Here is a 16,827-nt window from a genome sequence, read left to right as displayed (position 1 = left end):
CTCCGGGATTCGCTGAATTCTCCCGCGGAAAGGAGAGCCCAGATGTCCGACGCGCCGATGTTCCTGCGGTCGAAGGCCATTGTCGAACCGCTGGTCGACCGTTTTTTCGGATGGATGCACACGGTGGCGCCGGTGCAGGCGTCCATGAACCTGGCATTCCTCCAGGTGCCCATGCTGGAGTCGTACCTGCAGTCGCCGCAAGTGCACATCGCGGCGAGCAACAACCCGGAGCTGCGCGGCGGGTTCTTCGTGAACATCGCCGAGGAGCGCAGCGACGAGGTGCGGGACCTGCTCGACTCCATCAAGCGCGACCGCGCCGCCATGATCCGCTTCGCGAACGCGATCGCCGAGGGCCAGGAGCTGCTGCGGGTCAACGCCACCGGCTTCGACCTCACCCCGCTCTACCCCAAGCTCCCGCCGGAGCTCAACGGCCTGGTGGAGCTGGCCTATGACACCGACAACCAGGCCGCCGTGCGCTTCATCGAACCGCTGGTCTACAAGAGCCCGGTCTACATGGAGTCGCGGCAGTCGGTGCAGCTGTCGCTGGAGCCGGGCTACGAGCGGCCCTTCATCCTGAGCACGCCCCGGCTGCCCTCGCCCGACGTGCTGGAGCTGCCGCTGCCGTTCCGCCACGACGGCCTGAAAGAGCTGTTCATGGCCCGCGTACGCCCCACGTCGCTGAACGCGCTGCGCGAGGCGCTGGAGATCGGCGACGACGCCCAGGCCGCGCTGCTGGCCGGCCTGCTCAGCGAGCAGCCCAGCGGCGCGCCCGACCGGCACATCGAGGCCGGCGGCCGGGTCCGCTACTTCGGCCACGCCTGCCTGGTCATGCAGTCGCCGCAGGCGGCGGTGGTGACCGACCCGTTCATCAGCGCCGACAGCACGGCCGGTGACCGCTACACGCTGGACGACCTGCCCGACTTCATCGACCTGGTCCTCATCACCCACGGGCACCAGGACCACATCGTGCTGGAGACGCTGCTGCAGCTGCGCGGCCGCATCGGAGCGGTGGTCGCGCCGCGCTCCTCGCGGGGCAACCTCGAGGACCCGTCCATCGCGCTGTACCTGAAGAACCTGGGTTTCCCCGTCGTCGAGGTGGACGACTTCGACGAGGTGGAGATCCCCGGCGGCAAGGTCGTCGCGACGCCGTTCCTCGGCGAGCACTGCGACCTGGACATCCGCGGCAAGTCCACCTACTGGGTGGAGATGGCCGGCAAGGCGATGTTCGTCGGCGCCGACTCCTCCGGCATCGACCCGGTGCTCTACCGCTACATCCGCGAGCACCTCGGGCAGGTCGACCTGGCCTTCCTCGGCATGGAGTGCGACGGCGCCTCACTCACCTGGCTCTACCAGGCGCTGCTGACCAAGCCGGTGACCAAGAAGATGAGCGACTCGCGCAAGCTGTCGGGCTCCAACGCCGAGCAGGCCGCCGCCATCATGACGGAGCTGGGCGCCAGCGAGGCCTACGTGTACGCCATGGGCGAGGAGGACTGGCTGGGCCACGTCATGGCGACCACGTACAACGACGACACGTACCAGATCAAGCAGATCAACGAGTTCCTCACGTGGTGCTCCGACCGCGGCATCCACGCCGAGCACCTGTTCCGCCAGCGGGAATGGCGCTGGTAGCGGGCCAGGCCCGGGCTCCGAGCCGCGCCCTCGGCAGGGCGGACCTGCACGCCAGCGTCTCGGACCCGGTGCTGGACACCATGAACTTCCTCAACGAGATCACCCACCGCTACCCCGAGGCGATCTCGTTCGCCCCGGGACGCCCCTACGACGGGTTCTTCGACACCGAGCAGGTCTTCACCCACCTGCGCCGCTACCTGGAGCACCTCGCCGGCAGCGGGCACACCGACGCCGGGATTCGCGACGCGATCTTCCAGTACGGGCCCACCGGCGGACGCATCCGCGACCTCGTGGCGGACTCGCTGGCCAAGGACGAGGGCATCGACGTGCCGCCCGAGTCGATCGTGATCACCGTGGGCGCCCAGGAGGCGATGCTGCTGGCCCTGCGCGCCCTCATCGCGGGCCCGCAGGACGTGCTGCTGGTGTCCAGCCCCTGCTACGTGGGCATCACCGGAGCCGCCCGCCTGCTCGACGTCGAGGTGGGCGCGGTCGACGAGGAGGAGGACGGCTTCGCGTGCGCCGCGCTCGAAGCCGCGCTGGCCAGGGAGCGGGCCCGTGGCCGCCGTCCCCGGGCCTTCTACGTGATCCCCGACCACGCGAACCCGTCGGGCACCACGATGTCGCTGGAGCAGCGGCACGCGCTGCTCGACCTCGCGGACAGGGAGGGGTTCCTCGTCCTGGAGGACAGCCCGTACCGGCTGGTCAGCCCCGGCCGGCAGCTGCCCACGCTCAAGGCGCTCGACCGCGCCGGCCGCGTCGTCCACCTCGGCTCCTTCTCCAAGACGCTGTTTCCCGGCGCGCGCGTCGGGTTCGTCGTGGCCGACCAGCCCGTCGCGGACGGCCGGGGCGGCGAGGGGTTGCTCGCGGACGAGCTCACCAAGATCAAGAGCATGGTGACCGTGAACACCTCGCCGCTCAGCCAGGCGGTGGTGGGCGGCATGCTCCTGGCGGCCGGCGGGCGTACCCGCGAGCTGAACGCCGCCGCCGCCGCGTACTACGAGCAGGCCATGCGCGGCACGCTGCGCGCCCTCGACGGCTGTTTCACCGAGGCGGAACGCGCCGCGCTCGGCGTGCGCTGGAACCGGCCGAGCGGCGGCTTCTTCCTCGCGATGCGGGTGCCGTTCCACGCCGGCAACGCGGCGCTGGCCCGCTCCGCCGAACACTTCGGCGTCATCTGGACGCCGATGTCCTACTTCTACCCGCTGGGCGGCGGCGACCGGGCGCTCCGGCTGTCCATCAGCTACCTCAGCGACACCGAGATCACCGAAGGCGCCGCCAGGCTGGCGCGCTTCATCAGGGCCGAGGCGAAGGAAGGGAGAGCGGCATGTTGACCGTCGTGCGACGGATCAGAAGCAAGACCCGCATGTGGGGGTGGACCTACCGATGACCATGACGCTGTCCGAGGCCGTCCTCGCCCCGCCGCGAACGTGGCAGCCGGCGGCCCCCGCCAGGATCGCCGGCGTCGGCACCGCGGTGCCCGCGACGTCGTACACGCAGCGGGAGCTGCTCGACCTGCTCCACGTCACCTCGCCGAAGGTGCGCTCGCTCTTCCTCAACAGCGCGATCGAGCGCCGCCACCTCGTCCTGCCCCCGGCCGGGGCCGACGGCGAGCGGCGGCCCGAGGCGCAGGGCGAGCTGCTCGCCAAGCACAAGCGCAACGCGCTCGACATGGGCGGCAAAGCCGTGCGGGCGTGCCTCGACGACGCCGGATTCCGGCTGGAGGACGTCGCCTACCTGTGCTGCGTCACCACGACCGGCTTCCTCAGCCCCGGGCTGAGCGCGTACCTCATCGACGCGCTGGGCCTCGACCCCTCCTGCGGCCGTGCGGACATCGTCGGCATGGGCTGCAACGCCGGCCTCAACGGGCTCGGCGCGGTCACCTCCTGGGCCGTGGCCCACCCCGGCAGGCTCGCCGTGATGGTGTGCGCGGAGGCCTGCTCGGCGGCGTACGTCATGGACGCGACCATGCGCACCGCCGTGGTGAACAGCCTCTTCGGCGACGGCGCCGCCGCCATAGCGCTCGTCGCCGACCCACCAGAAGGCGGGCACGAGAGCGGGCGGGGAGATGAGGGCGGATCCGCGGCGGGGCCGCGGGTGCTGTCGACCGCCAGCCTCCTCATCACCGACGCCATCGCCGCGATGCGCTACGACTGGGACGACGACCAGGGCAGGTTCAGCTTCTACATCGACCCCGACGTGCCGTACGTGGTGGGCGCGCACGCCGAGCAGGTCGTCGACCGCCTGCTCACCCCCGCCGGCCTGCGACGCGACGACGTCAGCCACTGGCTGGTGCACTCGGGCGGCAAGAAGGTGATCGACGCGGTCCGCGTCAACCTCGGCCTCACCCGCCACGACGTCCGGCACACCCGCTCGGTCCTGCGCGACTACGGCAACCTGTCCAGCGGGTCGTTCCTGTTCTCCTACGAGCGGCTGCTGCGCGAGGGCGTCGTCAGAGCGGGCGACTACGGCGTGATGATGACCATGGGGCCGGGCTCCACCATCGAGACGGCGCTGATCCAATGGTGAGCCCCGGGCCCGCGATGCTGCGGATCGACGGCGCCAGGCCGCTGACGCCCGACGTGGTCGCCGAGGTCAACGCCGCCTGCGACGCGGCCGTGCAGCACGGGACGCTCGTCGTGCACGTGACAGGCGCCCCCGGCGACGGCTGGCTGAGCGGCGTCACCGTCGCTCTGGTCAGCAAGTGGGAGCGGGCGCTGCGCGCACTGGAACGCCTGCCCCTGCCCACCCTCGCGATCGCCCGCGGCGACTGCGGCGGCCTCGCCCTCGACGCCTTCCTGGCCGCCGACCACCGCGTCGCGATCGGCAGGCCGCGCCTCGTGCTGCCCGTGAGCGCGGGGGCGACCTGGCCCGGCATGGCGCTCTACCGGCTCGCCCAGCACGGCGGCGGCGCGGCGGCCGTCCGCCGGGCGGCGCTCTTCGGCACCCCGATCGGCCTGGAGGACGCGCTGGCCGCGCACCTCATCGACGCGGTCGCCGCCGACGAGGAGGAGGCGGTGGCCGTGGCGGGCCGGTACGGCGCCGGCATCGCCGGCCCCGAGCTGGCCATCAGACGCCAGCTGCTCTTCGAGGCCCCCACCGTCGGCTTCGAGGAGGCGCTCGGCGTGCACCTGTCGGCCTGCGAGCGAGCCCTGCGGCGCACGGCCGCGGAAGGGAGCACCTCATGACAGCGGCTCTGGAGGAGGACCGCGCCGCCCTGGCACGGGCCGCCGAGCAGGAGGAACGCGTCCTGTCCTGGCTGCCTGAGCCCGCCGACCGCTCGCCCGAACAGCGCGCAGCCGCGACGGCGGCCGTCGACGCCGCCCGCGACGCCCGCTGCGCCTTCCTCGACGCCCACGCCGAGGAGGTCTACGACGACCTCACCGCCGGCCGTACCCGCCGCCTGCGGCTGCCCGAGCTGGCCGCGGCCGCCGCGGACGCCTTCCCCGGGCTGGTGCCCGGCCCCGACCGGCTGGCCCGCGAGCAGGCCAGGCAGCAGCAGGACAAAGAAGGCCACGAGATCGACATCGGCATCTTCTTCAACCGGGTGCTGCACGCGCCGCGCGCCGGCGACCACCTGCTCGGCACCATGCTGCGGCCCACGCCCCGCGCGCTCGGCCTGCTCGCGGAGTTCACCAGGACCGGCACCGCCGACCTCGGCTCCGTACACATGGAGCGCAGGGACGGCGTGGCCCGGCTCACCATGTGCCGCGACGACTGCCTGAACGCCGAGGACAACCGGCAGGTCGAGGACATGGAGACGGCGGTGGACCTGGCGCTGCTGGACCCCGGCGTCGAGGCCGGCCTGCTGCGCGGCGGCGAGATGACCCACCACCGCTACCGGGGCAGGCGCGTCTTCAGCGCGGGCATCAACCTCAAGGCCCTGCACAACGGCACGATCTCGCTGGTCGACTTTCTGCTGCGGCGCGAGCTCGGCTACATCCACAAGCTGCTGCGCGGGCTGGTGACCGACGAGGGCCCGGCCTGGCGGGCTCAGCCAATCCAGAAACCGTGGGTGGCCGCCGTGGACACCTTCGCCATCGGCGGCGGCACGCAGCTCCTGCTGGTCTTCGACCACGTGGTCGCCGCGTCGGACGCCTACCTCAGCCTGCCCGCCGCGCAGGAGGGCATCATCCCCGGCGCCTCCGCGCTCCGGCTCACCCGGCACACCGGCCCCCGGCCGGCCCGCCAGATCATCCTGGCCGGGCGGCGCCTCACGGCGGACGAGGCGCGGGCCATGGGCCTGATCGACGAGGTGCACGACACCGACACCCTCGACCTGGCCATCGAGGGCGCGCTCCAGCGGCTGCGCGGCGCCGCCGTGGTCGCCAACCGCAGGATGCTCAACCTCACCGAGGAGCCGCTTGAGGCGTTCCGCCACTACATGGCCGACTTCGCCCTGCACCAGGCGCTCCGCCTCTACAGCACCGACGTGATCACCAAGGTCAGCCGCTTCACCACCGCAAGCTCGCCCACCAGTGAGAGGTCCCAGACATGATCGAACTGACTCCCAAAGAGTCCCTGGCCAAGAACGGCTTCGCGGGTCCCTTCCCCCGCTTCGCCTCGGAAGAGACGATCACGCAGCTGCGGGACTTCTTCGCCACCCTGCTCGACGACGCCCCGCAGCACCCGCTCTACGGGCGCTACTCCGTCCGCGACTGGCACCTCGTCGACGAGACCGTACGCTCCGTCATGAGCGCCCCCGAGCTGGTGCAGACCGTGCAGGAGGTCACCGGCGCCGACTCGCTCATCCTGTGGCGCTCCAAGCTCTTCGAGAAGTTCCCCGGCGACGGCCCCATCGACTGGCACCAGGAGTACGGCTACTTCGACGGCGAGGAGATCGGCGGCCACCGCCCCGCGCTGTTCCCGATGAACCCGGCCGGCGAGTGGGACTGGACGGTCTGGATGGCCCTGACCGACGTCTCCGAGGACGACGGGGTCATGGAGTTCGTCAAGGGCTCGCAGCGCAGCTCGTACCCGAAGCGGATGGTCAAGCTGGTCGAGTCGGGCGCGTACGTGAACCCGCGCAACCGCATCAGCACCAAGGAGGAGCTGCTGACCCGCGCGGCCAACAACAGCGTGCTGCTCGACATCGACACCCGCAACGTCTTCAGGGACGTCGACCCGGACAAGTACACCCTCGACGAGCTGTTCGACCGGCTCGACGCCTTCTGCGACGACCTGCTCGCGGTCGTCACCGAGCCGTTCGAGGTGAAGCCGGGAGACACCCAGACGATGCCGATGAAGGCCGGCGAGTACGTCATCTTCAGCGAGCGCTGCATGCACCGCTCGCGCGGCTCCCTGCCGGACGCCACGACCAGGCTCGCGCTCAACGCCCGCTACACCCTCGGCGACACCTGGGTATACCCGCAGCGCGTAACCGGCGACACCTACGACGGGTCGAACCTCGACATCAGCGGCCACCGCTGCGTGCCCGTGGCCGGGACCAGGTTCAACCCGAACAACGTCTACCTCGGATGATCCACCCCCGAAGCGGACGGGACGGTCATGAGCGCCGCAGAGGATGACCGTCCCCGCGTCCGCTACGACAAGAAGGACCACGTCGCCTACGTCACGCTCGACCGGCCCCACGTGCTCAACGCGATGGACCTGCGCATGCACGAGGAGCTGGCGGCGATCTGGGACGACGTCGAGGCCGATCCGTCCGTCCGCGTGGCGGTGCTCACGGGAGCGGGCGAGCGTGCCTTCTCCGTCGGGCAGGACCTGAAGGAACGCGCCAGGCTGAACGCCGGGGGAGCGCCGCCCACCACCTTCGGCAGCCGCGACCAGCCCGGCTGGCCCCGGCTCACCGAGCGCTTCGCCTTCGCCAAGCCGGTGCTCGCGCGCGTCGACGGGTACGCGCTCGGCGGCGGCTTCGAGCTGGCGCTCGCCTGCGACGTCATCGTCGCGTCGGATCGGGCGGAGTTCGGCCTGCCCGAGGCCAGGCTCGGGCTCGTGCCCGGCGCGGGCGGGGCGTTCCGCCTGGCCAGGCAGCTGCCGCTGAAGCAGGCCATGGGGCACCTGCTGACCGGCCGCCGCATGAGCGCGGCCACGGCCGAGCGGTTCGGGCTGGTCAACGAGGTCGTCGCGAGCGAGCGGCTGGACGAGTGCGTCGCCGGGTGGACGCGCGACCTGGCGCGCAGCGCCCCGCTGTCGGTCAGGGCGATCAAGGAGGCGGTGCTCGCCTCGCTCGACATGCCGCTGGAGCGGGCGTTCGCGACGCGCTACGCGTGGGAGGAACGACGGCTGCGCGGCAGGGACCTCGTCGAGGGCCCTGAGGCGTTCGCCGAGAAGCGGGAGCCCGTCTGGAGCGATGACTGATCAACGCCACGCCGGCGCCACGCTCGCGCCACGGCCGTGTATGACCATGAGGACTGACCAGCAGAGGGGCCTCCAGAACCGGCGGGAAGGCGAGGTCAGGCCACATGGCCGGCCGAGCCGTCGGTCATCGCGGGTGTGTACGGGGTGGGGGCGTCCCGATGCCATGCTGCAAACCGGGAGGCATGGGTGGTTCGTGTGAGCGCCGCATCGCAAGCGCGGCGGAGGATCAGACCGATCGATGTGCAGACGGAACGGCCACGGGTCGTCTCCGTGCCCATCCTGACGTTGCAGTTGGGGGAGTCGCCGCGCCTGAAAGGCGAGGACAAGGCGCACATCATGCGCCTGGCGGAGACCGAGCAGCCGCTGCCGCCCATCATCGTGGACCGGCGCACCATGCGGGTGATCGACGGGGTGCACCGTCTCATGGCCGCCTCGCTGCGCGGGCAGGAGACCATCGACGTCGAGTTCTTCGACGGCAGCGCGGAGGACGCGTTCCTCCTCGCCGTCCAGTCGAACGTGAAGCACGGGCTGCCGCTGTCGCAGGCCGACCGGCGGGCCGCCGCGCTGCGCATCCTCATGACGCATCCGCGCATGTCCGACCGGGCGATCGCGGAGTCGACGGGATTGGGCACCAAGGCGGTGGCGGAGCTGCGGCGCTCGAACGACGCCGTGCCGCAGCTGAACGCCAGGATCGGCAAGGACGGCAAGGTCCGGCCCCTCAGCAGCAGGGAGGGGCGGCTGCGGGTGGCGGCGTTACTGGCCGAGCATCCCGAGGCGTCCTTACGCCACATCGCCAGGGTGGCCGGTGTGTCCGCCGCGACGGCGATGGACGTCCGTAAGCGGCTGGAGCGTGGTGAGGAGCCCGTCCCGCCCCAGCAGGCCGCCGGCGGTGGCGGGCGCTGGCCCAAGCAGGCCGCCGCGCAGGAGACCGACTGGCCTGGGCCGCCGCCGGGCCTCGCGCTGCAGAAGCTGCTGCGCGACCCCTCGCTGCGGCACAACGAGAAGGGTCGTCAGCTCCTGCGCCTGCTGCAGGAGAACGTCAGCGGCGCGAGCACCATGCACGACGTGGTGGCCGCGGTGCCGTCGCATTGCCTGTCGCTCATCATGCAGGTCGCCTGGCAGAACTCGGAGATGTGGCGGGAGGTGGCCTTGGAGCTGGAGAAACGGTCGAAGGTGACCGACCCGTTCACCAAGCAGAAGGCCGGCGACGCGCACGAGCGGCGGCTGGCGCAGTAGTCCGGCCAGGCCCAATAACCGGCTCGCACCGCAGGTGGAGGGGCCTGCGATAGTGAGGGCTGTGCACGGTTCTGGTCCATATGCGGCCCACATTCTCGCCATACTTTCCGCGTACCCATTGATTTAATTCTCTACTTCTTTCCCGGGCGGCTCCTGATCGGCGGTGTCCGCCCACGTCCTGGGCTCTTGACACCGCTTCGGCGCTTTTGCGCAGTTCGCTGTTGCACTCACCCGCATCATGGAGTAAGGACCAGAAAACGTCAGAGTGACGATTGGTGGAGTTTCCCTACGACGCTTTCCGATACGTGAAGAAAACTTGTAGTATCTGCACTTGCAGAACAGCTGACATGCCTTTGCAGCCGCTGTCGTGCGTCCACGGCGACGGTGCGCACGGCGATGTCCTCACGGGAGAGCGTCACTGGAGGTCTGCATGCGGTTCGGGGTGCTCGGTCACTTGGAAGTGTCTGTGGACCACGAAGTGATCAAGATACCCTCAGCGCGTCAGCGCATCACCCTAGCCGCGCTGCTGACCAGGCCGAATCAGGTCATCTCCGCCGACGAGCTGGCCGAGATCGTCTGGGACGGCACCCCCTCCGCAGGAGCGCGCACCACCCTGCGCTCCTACGTCATGCGCCTGCGGCGCTCCATCGGGCCCATCGCGGGCACCCGCATCGGCACCAGAGAGCCCGGCTACTACATCGAGCTCACCGACCACGAGCTCGACCTGCGCCTGTTCGACCAGCACTTCCAGCGCGGCCGCCAGGCCGAGCGCACGGGCAGATGGCAGGAGTGCGTGCAGGAGATGTCGGCCGCGCTCGAGCTGTGGCGCGGCGACCCGCTCAGCGACATCCCCGCCCAATCGCTGCTGCGGGCCGAGGTGCCCCGCCTGATGGAGATCCGGCTCCAGGCCCTCGAGTCCCGCATCGACGCGCTGCTCCACCTGGGCCGCCACGACGACGTGATCCACGAGCTGGTCGAGCTGGTCATGGCCAACCCGCTGCGCGAGCACTTCGGCGCCCAGCTCATGCTGGCGCTCTACCGCGCCGGCCGCCAGGCCGAGGCACTCGATATCTACGGCGCCGCCCGCCAGCGGCTGGTCACCGAGCTCGGCATCGAACCGTCGGGCGAGGTCCAGGCCCTGCACCAGCGCATCCTCGCCAACGACCCGCTGCTGATGCCCCCGCCGCCGCCCCTGCGGCTCGACGAAGCCGCGCCCGCGCCCGCCGCCGAGCCGGCTCCCGCGCCTCCTGCCGGCCCCGCCCGCGTGCCCGTCCCGCGCCAGCTCCCGCCCACCATGAGGGACTTCACCGGCCGCGAGAAAGAGCTCGACGAGATCGCCGGCATCCTCAAGCGCGCCGACCGCGCCGCCGTGCCCATCGTCCACGTGCACGGCCCGCCCGGCGTCGGCAAGACCTCGCTCGCCGTGCTGGCCGCGCACCGCGTGGCCGACGCCTTCCCCGACGGCCAGCTCTTCATCCCGGGCACCCGCGAGGACGGCACCCCCCGCGAGCCGGAGGAGACGGTGCACGAGCTGCTGCGGACCCTCGGCGTGGCGCAGGAGGCCATCCCCTGCACACTCAGCGACGGCGCCGCCCTGTTCCGCTCCATCCTGGCGGGCAAGCGCATGCTCGTCCTCATCGACGACGCGCAGGACAGCGAGCAGATCCTGCCCCTGTTACCCGGCGCCTCCGGATGCGTGGCCGTCGTGACGAGCCGCAGGCAGAACATCCACCTGCCCGGCGCCCACCTGTTCGAGCTGCAGCCGTTCGACATGGACGAGTCCCTGCACCTGCTCCGCAGGATCATCGGCGGCGCGCGGGTCGGCGGGGAGCAGCGCGCCGCGGAACGCATCGCCCACGCGTGCGAGGGCATCCCGCTCACCCTGCGGATCATCGGCGACCGCCTCGCGACCCGCGTGACGTGGTCGCTGTCCTACGCGGCCGACATGCTGACGCCAGGCTCCACCCTCGTCACCCAGGTCGGCCGCGACCCGCACCTGCGCGCCGCCGTCGCCGGCAGCTACGCCACGCTCGACCCCGAGCTGCAGCGCGCCTTCCGCTACCTGGCCCTGGCCGGTCCGCATGCCTTCTCCGAGTGGACGGCCTGCGTCCTGCTCCGCAGGGTCGGCGCCGAGCACCTGGTCGAGGCGCTGCGGGACCGCTCGCTGCTCCAGGACGCGGGCTCGTCGCCGCAGGGCCGGCCCCGCTACCGGATGCTCAACCTGTTCCGCCACTACGCCCTCGACCTGCTGGCCGAGGACCCGGAATACCCCGCCGCGCTGCGGCACGTGCTCACGTTATGGGCCGAACTCGCCGAGCTGGCCCGCTCCCGCCTGCCCGCCGGCACGTACGGCGCCGACGACCGCCCGCCCGCGCCGCCGTCCCCGAGCGGCGACCCGGTCGTCCGCGCGATCGCGGCGCCGGTGCGCCGCGATCCCGCCGGCTGGCTCGACCGCGAGTGGCCGCTGCTGATGGAGGCCGTCGACCTCGGCATCGGCTGCGGCCTGCCCGACCACGCCGTGCGGCTCGCCGCCCGGCTGCACCCGCACCTGGCGCGGCACCACCCGCAGCAGGCGCGCGAGCTGTGGCAGCGCTTCGCCTCCGTGCCCGATCAGCTGATCAGGCAGGAGGCGCTCTTCCACAGCGCCCGCCTGTGGACGTCCTGCGACGCCGGCGCGGTCCGGCCGTCGGCGTAGCCCGCGTCCGTCGCCGGCGTACGGACGATCACCTGGCCGCCAGGGCGGGTGATCACCACTCGGCGAAGGAACCGTCGGGATGCCGCCACAGCGGGCTGCGCCAGCGGTGGCCCTGCTGCGCCGCCCGCTCCACCGCCGCCTCGTCGATCTCGATGCCGAGGCCGGGCCGTTCCGTCCGGGTCGCGTAGCCGCCGGGGAAGGTCAGCGGTGCCGGGTCCACCAGGTAGTCCAGCACGTCGTTGCCCTGGTTGTAGTGGATGCCGACGCTCTGCTCCTGGATGAGGAAGTTGGGCACGGCGAAGGCCAGCTGCAGGCTGGAGGCCAGCGAGATCGGGCCCAGCGGGCAGTGCGGGGCCATGCTGACGTCGTACGTCTCCGCCATCGCGGCGATCCTGCGCACCTCCGAGATGCCGCCCGCGTGGCTCACGTCCGGCTGCGCGACCGCGATGCCGTGCCCGATGACGTCGCGGAAGTCCCACCGGGAGAACAGCCGCTCGCCGGTGGCGAGCGGGATCGACGTGCCCGCGGCCAGCGCGGCGAGGTTGCGCGAGTGCTCCGGCAGCACCGCCTCCTCCACGAACAGCGGCAGGTACGGCTCCAGCAGCGGCAGCAGCCGCCTGGCCATCGCCGTGCTGGCCCGGCCGTGCAGGTCCACCACCAGGTCGTGGTCGTCGCCGATGGCCTCGCGCACGGCGGCGACCCGCTGCACGACCTCCATCGTGCGGGCCGGGGTGTCGATGGCGGTCAGCTCGCCCGAGCCGTTCATCTTCACGGCGGTGAATCCGGCCTCGATCTGCGCCTTGGCCTGCTCGGCGACCTCGGCGGGCCGGTCGCCGCCGATCCAGGCGTACATGCGGGCCTTCTCGCGGACGGGCCCGCCCAGCAGCCGGTGCACGGGCAGCCCGGCGGACTTGCCGGCGATGTCCCACAGCGCCTGATCGATGCCGGCGACCGCGCTGGACAGCACGGGACCGCCCCGGTAGAAGCCGCCCTTGGTGAGGACCTGCCAGTGGTCCTCGATGCGCAGCGGGTCCTGGCCGATCAGATGGTCGGCCAGTTCGGCGACGGCGGCGCGGACGGTCTCCGCCCGGCCCTCGACGATCGGCTCGCCCCAGCCGGTGATGCCCTCGTCGGTGCGGATCCGCAGGAACAGCCAGCGTGGTGTGACGAGGAAGGTGTCCAGAGAGACGATCTTCATGCAGGTTTTCCGTTCTAGGAGGAGGTAGTGGAGACGCTCCAGCCGCCGTCGACGTTGAGGCAGGCTCCGGTGATGAACGAGGCGTCGGGCGAGGCGAGGAAGGCGACGGCCGCGGCCACCTCGTCCGGGGTGCCGAAGCGGCCCGCCGGGGTCTCGGCGATGGTCGCGTCGCGGCCCGCCTGGTCGATGTCGTCCCAGGCGGGGCTCATGATCGGGCCGGGCACGACGGCGTTGACGCGGACGCGGGGCGCGTACTCGACGGCGAGCTGCCTGGTCAGCGACTGCAGCCCGCCCTTGGCGGCGGCGTACGGCGCGCAGCCCGGGATGCCGGTCTGGGCGTGCACCGACGAGGTGATCACCAGCGCGCCCGCGCTCTGCGCCAGCAGCGGGCAGAACGTGCGCGCCGCCAGGTAGGCCGCCTTGAGCGAGACGTCGATCTGCAGGTCCCAGTCCGCCTCGGGCATCTCGTGGGCCGGGCGGGCGGGCACGACCCGGCCCGGCCCGTTGGCGTGCAGCACGTCCAGGCGGCCGAACCGCTCGCGCACCTCCTCAAGGGCGGCCGCCCAGCCGGCGGCGGAGGCCACGTCCAGGTGCAGGAAGGCGGCCCGCTCGCCGATCGACGCGGCCACCTCGCGGCCCCGCTCGTCGGCGACGTCCGCCACCAGCACCCGTGCGCCCTGCGCTGCCAGGCGGCGCGCGGTGGCCGCGCCGATGCCCGACGCGGCGCCCGTGACCAGGGCGGTCCTGCTCATCGGCCCTCCGTGAAGATCCGGTTGGCGGTGACCTGCAGCTCCACGTCGTCCCACATCGGGTGCTGCGGGGCCGCGTTCGAGCAGACCACCGTGCCCCACGCGCTGAGCCGGCGGGCGTGGCGGACCGCGTCCAGGCAGATCTCCGAGCCCACCGGGCCCTCCTCGAACGTGCCGCGCAGCGGGGTGTAGCCGACCCAGCCCTCGCCGAAGACCAGCGGCAGCTCGCGGGCGGCGGCCCAGTCGGCGGCCACCTCCATCCACAGGCACAGCTTCTCGGCCATGCCGTGGCGGTAGGTGGCGTACCGGTCGTACAGCCAGCGGTCGAACAGGGCCGGGTCGCACCAGTCGTGCAGGTACACCTCGCGCGGCGGCACCACCGTGGCCGCGCCGCGCCACTCCTCCTCCGGATGCCACTCCGCGAGGCCGGGCGCGCCGGGGCGGAGCAGCTCGCGGCGGGCGCGCTCCTGCGGGAACGGCACGCTCGGGTCGCGCAGCGCGAACGTCTCGATCAGCTCGTCCAGCACGCCGTAGACGTAGGGGTGGAAGACGGCGACGTCCACGTTGGCGGGGATGCCGCGCATCTCGCCGTGCGGCACGCGCGCGTAGTTCACGGTCGCCGGCACGTCGGGATGCCGGGACTTGAACACGTCGAGCGCCTTCTCCAGGTACGGCCGCAGCCCCAGCACCGCGGACTCGCCCGGCGCGAGCACCTCGGTGAGCCAGGTGGCCTGGATCTCGTTGTGCAGCTCGACGAACGCGATCTGCTCGGCCAGCCCGTGCCCGGACACGAAGTCCACCAGGCCGGCGAGCGCCTCGGCCAGCGCGGTCGCCCGCCGCTCGGCCGGCACCGCGCGCAGCGCCTCGTACCAGGCGGGGTCGGCCAGGAAACTGGAGCTCTGCTGGTACTCCCAGGAGGAGACGATCACCCGGCAGCCGTGCCGCCTGGCCGCCTCGAACAACCTCAGCAGGTGCGCGCGGCCGTCCAGGGTGGACGGCTCGCGCACGTCGTACCAGCGGGTGCCGAGGCCGTAGCCGCGGCCGAACGGGGCGAACGTCAGCGCCGAGGTGTCCAGTCCCGACCCGAACAGCAGGTACGGCATCGCGCAGATCCGCACGGTGTCGTACCCGCGCGCCACCGCCTCGTCGAAGGCGCGGTCGAGGTCCTCGAACGGCTCGCCTGGGCCGGTCCTGGCGTACCAGGAGAAGTCCCAGAGCGTGATGGTCAAAGTGGACAACAGGTCGGCTCCCTCAGGATTTGACGGCGCCCGCGGTCAGGCCGTCGAGCAGTTGCTTACGCAGCAGGATGAACATGATCAGGCTGGGGATCGCAGCCAGCACGCTCGCGGCCAGCACCAGGTCCACCTGGCGGGCCTCGGCGGCGTACAGCGACTGGATGCCCAGCGGCAGCGTGTACTGGGCGGGGTCGGAGACCACGATGAGCGGCCAGAAGAAGCTGTTGTAGCTGTTGAGGAAGCTCCACACGGCCAGCGCGCCGAGCGCGGGCCGCAGCAGCGGCAGCACCACCCGCACGAACAGCCCGAACTCCGACGCGCCGTCGATGCGCGCCGCCTCCAGCACCGAGTCGGGCACGGCCTGCTCGGCGTACTGGCGCATCATGAAGATGCCGAACGCGGGCGCGACCCAGGGCACGATCAGGCTGAAGTAGACATTCGTGACGCCGGCCTTGATGAGGATGACGAACAACGGCACCACGATCACCGCGAACGGCACGGCCATGGAGCTGAACATCACGTCGAACAGCAGCCGCTTGCCGCGGAAGCGGTACTTCGCGAAGGCGAACCCGGCCAGCGCGCACACGAACACCGACACCGCGGTCGACACCACGGCCACGATCGTGCTGGTCGCGAACCAGCCCCAGAACGGCTGCGTCTCCAGCAGGCGGGTGTAGTTCTCCAGCGTGAACGGCGACGGCAGCGGCTGCGGCGGGTAGGTGAAGATGTCGCCGCGCCGCTTGAACGACGAGCTGAGCGCCCACAGCAGCGGCAGCACGAACATCACCACGAGGGCGATCAGCAGCACGTACACCAGCCGTGGCCGGCGGGAGGCCGGGCCCTTCCCGGTGGGGCCCGCCGCCAGGCTCCGGGTCTGCCGGGCGCTCATCGTTCCCTCCCCACCCCGAGCAGCGAGTTGGCGGTGCGGCCGATGACGAAGACGATGGCGAACATCACGACCCCGGCCGCCGCGGCGTAACCGAGCTGCTGGCGGGTGAACGCCTCCCGGTAGATGAACATCGCCACCGACAGCGTCGCCTCGCCCGGCCCGCCCTTGGTCAGCAGCATCGGCTCCTCAAGGATCTGCGCGGTGCCCACCATGACGGTGACGGCGACGAACGCGGTGACGGGCTTGAGCATGGGCAGCGTGACGTTGAAGAAGCTGTGCACCCGGCCCGCGCCGTCGATGCCGGCGGCCTCGTACAGCTCGCGCGGGATGTTCTTCAGGCCCGCCAGGAAGAAGATCGTCAGATAGCCGGTCCAGCGCCACAGCACCAGCAGCATCACGCTGGCCTTCGCCCAGGAGGGCTCGCCCAGCCAGTCGATGCCGCCCCAGCCGAAGAAGCCCCGCAGCGCGGCGTTGAACAGGCCGTACTCGCGGTCGTAGAAGAGCGTGAAGACGAGCGCGATGATGATCGGCGACAGCACGACGGGGATGAAGAACGTCAGCCGGAAGAAGTCGCGCCCGCGCAGGCCGCGGACGTTCAGCGCCTGGGCGATGAGCAGCGCGGCCGGCACCACGACGCACACCGAGAACAGCACGTACAGGACGGTGTTGACGACCGCGGTGAGGAAGCTCTCGTCGCCGAACAGCCGGGCGTAGTTGTCCAGTCCCACCCAGAGCGGGGTGCCGAGCCCGGCCCACTCGGTCAGGCTGAGGTAGGCGCCGACGCCGATCGGGACGATGAGGAACAGCGTGTACAGGACGTAGAACGGCGAGATGAAGGCGTACGGCGCGAGCGTGCGCCGCGTTCCGGCGGACAGCAC

At 71.6% G+C, this 16,827-nt stretch carries 14 protein-coding genes; 9 read left to right on the top strand and 5 right to left on the bottom strand.

Annotation, left to right across the window (positions count from 1 at the left end):
- Nucleotides 1-42 precede the first annotated feature (42 nt).
- The 9 genes from AB0K12_RS27605 (at nt 43) to AB0K12_RS27565 (ending at nt 11,878) form a co-directional block, all read left to right on the top strand.
- Nucleotides 43-1,629, top strand: a complete 1,587-nt coding sequence (locus tag AB0K12_RS27605; protein WP_364567093.1) for an MBL fold metallo-hydrolase — start codon at nt 43-45, stop codon at nt 1,627-1,629.
- Nucleotides 1,617-2,960, top strand: coding sequence for a PLP-dependent aminotransferase family protein (locus AB0K12_RS27600; RefSeq protein WP_364567090.1), 1,344 nt, complete (start codon nt 1,617-1,619; stop codon nt 2,958-2,960). Before AB0K12_RS27605 ends, AB0K12_RS27600 begins: the two co-directional genes overlap by 13 nt.
- Before the next feature lie 52 nt (nt 2,961-3,012).
- Nucleotides 3,013-4,155 (top strand): 3,5-dihydroxyphenylacetyl-CoA synthase DpgA, encoded by a 1,143-nt coding sequence (dpgA, locus tag AB0K12_RS27595; RefSeq protein ID WP_364567087.1) that lies wholly within the window; start codon nt 3,013-3,015, stop codon nt 4,153-4,155.
- Entirely contained in the window at nt 4,149-4,814 is a 666-nt protein-coding gene (gene dpgB, locus AB0K12_RS27590; protein WP_364567084.1) for an enoyl-CoA-hydratase DpgB, read from the top strand. The genes dpgA and dpgB overlap by 7 nt, the downstream gene beginning before the upstream one ends.
- Nucleotides 4,811-6,124, top strand: a complete 1,314-nt coding sequence (dpgC, locus tag AB0K12_RS27585; RefSeq protein WP_364567081.1) for a (3,5-dihydroxyphenyl)acetyl-CoA 1,2-dioxygenase DpgC — start codon at nt 4,811-4,813, stop codon at nt 6,122-6,124. The genes dpgB and dpgC overlap by 4 nt, the downstream gene beginning before the upstream one ends.
- Nucleotides 6,121-7,107, top strand: coding sequence for a phytanoyl-CoA dioxygenase family protein (locus tag AB0K12_RS27580; RefSeq protein ID WP_364567078.1), 987 nt, complete (start codon nt 6,121-6,123; stop codon nt 7,105-7,107). The genes dpgC and AB0K12_RS27580 overlap by 4 nt, the downstream gene beginning before the upstream one ends.
- 27 nt (nt 7,108-7,134) lie before the next feature.
- Nucleotides 7,135-7,947, top strand: a complete 813-nt coding sequence (dpgD, locus tag AB0K12_RS27575) for an enoyl-CoA-hydratase DpgD (protein WP_364567075.1) — start codon at nt 7,135-7,137, stop codon at nt 7,945-7,947.
- Nucleotides 7,948-8,187: 240 nt separating this feature from the next.
- Entirely contained in the window at nt 8,188-9,183 is a 996-nt protein-coding gene (locus tag AB0K12_RS27570) for a ParB/RepB/Spo0J family partition protein (RefSeq protein WP_364567072.1), read from the top strand.
- A 478-nt stretch (nt 9,184-9,661) separates the two neighbouring features.
- Nucleotides 9,662-11,878 (top strand): BTAD domain-containing putative transcriptional regulator, encoded by a 2,217-nt coding sequence (locus AB0K12_RS27565; RefSeq protein WP_364567069.1) that lies wholly within the window; start codon nt 9,662-9,664, stop codon nt 11,876-11,878.
- Nucleotides 11,879-11,930: 52 nt separating this feature from the next.
- Here AB0K12_RS27565 and dgoD read toward each other — a convergent pair whose 3' ends face one another.
- From dgoD to AB0K12_RS27540, 5 genes are read right to left on the bottom strand one after another with little or no spacing between them, the layout of a single operon-like run.
- Complete coding sequence (dgoD, locus tag AB0K12_RS27560) at nt 11,931-13,076, bottom strand: galactonate dehydratase (RefSeq protein WP_364567066.1); 1,146 nt, start codon at nt 13,074-13,076, stop codon at nt 11,931-11,933.
- 14 nt (nt 13,077-13,090) lie between these two features.
- A complete protein-coding gene (locus tag AB0K12_RS27555) occupies nt 13,091-13,828 on the bottom strand; it encodes an SDR family NAD(P)-dependent oxidoreductase (protein WP_364567063.1) in 738 nt (245 codons plus the stop codon).
- Complete coding sequence (locus AB0K12_RS27550; protein ID WP_364567060.1) at nt 13,825-15,063, bottom strand: cellulase-like family protein; 1,239 nt, start codon at nt 15,061-15,063, stop codon at nt 13,825-13,827. The genes AB0K12_RS27555 and AB0K12_RS27550 overlap by 4 nt, the downstream gene beginning before the upstream one ends.
- 13 nt (nt 15,064-15,076) lie before the next feature.
- Entirely contained in the window at nt 15,077-15,949 is an 873-nt protein-coding gene (locus AB0K12_RS27545) for a carbohydrate ABC transporter permease (protein ID WP_364567057.1), read from the bottom strand.
- Nucleotides 15,946-16,827, bottom strand: coding sequence for a sugar ABC transporter permease (locus AB0K12_RS27540; protein ID WP_364567054.1), 882 nt, complete (start codon nt 16,825-16,827; stop codon nt 15,946-15,948). Before AB0K12_RS27540 ends, AB0K12_RS27545 begins: the two co-directional genes overlap by 4 nt.

Origin of the sequence: Nonomuraea sp. NPDC049419, assembly GCF_040676995.1 — a bacterium.
Taxonomy (GTDB): domain Bacteria; phylum Actinomycetota; class Actinomycetes; order Streptosporangiales; family Streptosporangiaceae; genus Nonomuraea; species Nonomuraea salmonea.
Note: the sequence above shows the minus strand (reverse complement) of the source record. Positions and strands in the feature narration are given on the sequence as shown.

Coding starts and splice junctions, on each gene's coding strand:
- AB0K12_RS27605 (WP_364567093.1), top strand. CDS start 43: ATGTCCGACGCGCCGATGTTCCTGCGGTCGAAGGCCATTGTCGAACCG.
- AB0K12_RS27600 (WP_364567090.1), top strand. CDS start 1,617: ATGGCGCTGGTAGCGGGCCAGGCCCGGGCTCCGAGCCGCGCCCTCGGC.
- dpgA (WP_364567087.1), top strand. CDS start 3,013: ATGACCATGACGCTGTCCGAGGCCGTCCTCGCCCCGCCGCGAACGTGG.
- dpgB (WP_364567084.1), top strand. CDS start 4,149: ATGGTGAGCCCCGGGCCCGCGATGCTGCGGATCGACGGCGCCAGGCCG.
- dpgC (WP_364567081.1), top strand. CDS start 4,811: ATGACAGCGGCTCTGGAGGAGGACCGCGCCGCCCTGGCACGGGCCGCC.
- AB0K12_RS27580 (WP_364567078.1), top strand. CDS start 6,121: ATGATCGAACTGACTCCCAAAGAGTCCCTGGCCAAGAACGGCTTCGCG.
- dpgD (WP_364567075.1), top strand. CDS start 7,135: ATGAGCGCCGCAGAGGATGACCGTCCCCGCGTCCGCTACGACAAGAAG.
- dgoD (WP_364567066.1), bottom strand. CDS start 13,076: ATGAAGATCGTCTCTCTGGACACCTTCCTCGTCACACCACGCTGGCTG.
- AB0K12_RS27555 (WP_364567063.1), bottom strand. CDS start 13,828: ATGAGCAGGACCGCCCTGGTCACGGGCGCCGCGTCGGGCATCGGCGCG.
- AB0K12_RS27545 (WP_364567057.1), bottom strand. CDS start 15,949: ATGAGCGCCCGGCAGACCCGGAGCCTGGCGGCGGGCCCCACCGGGAAG.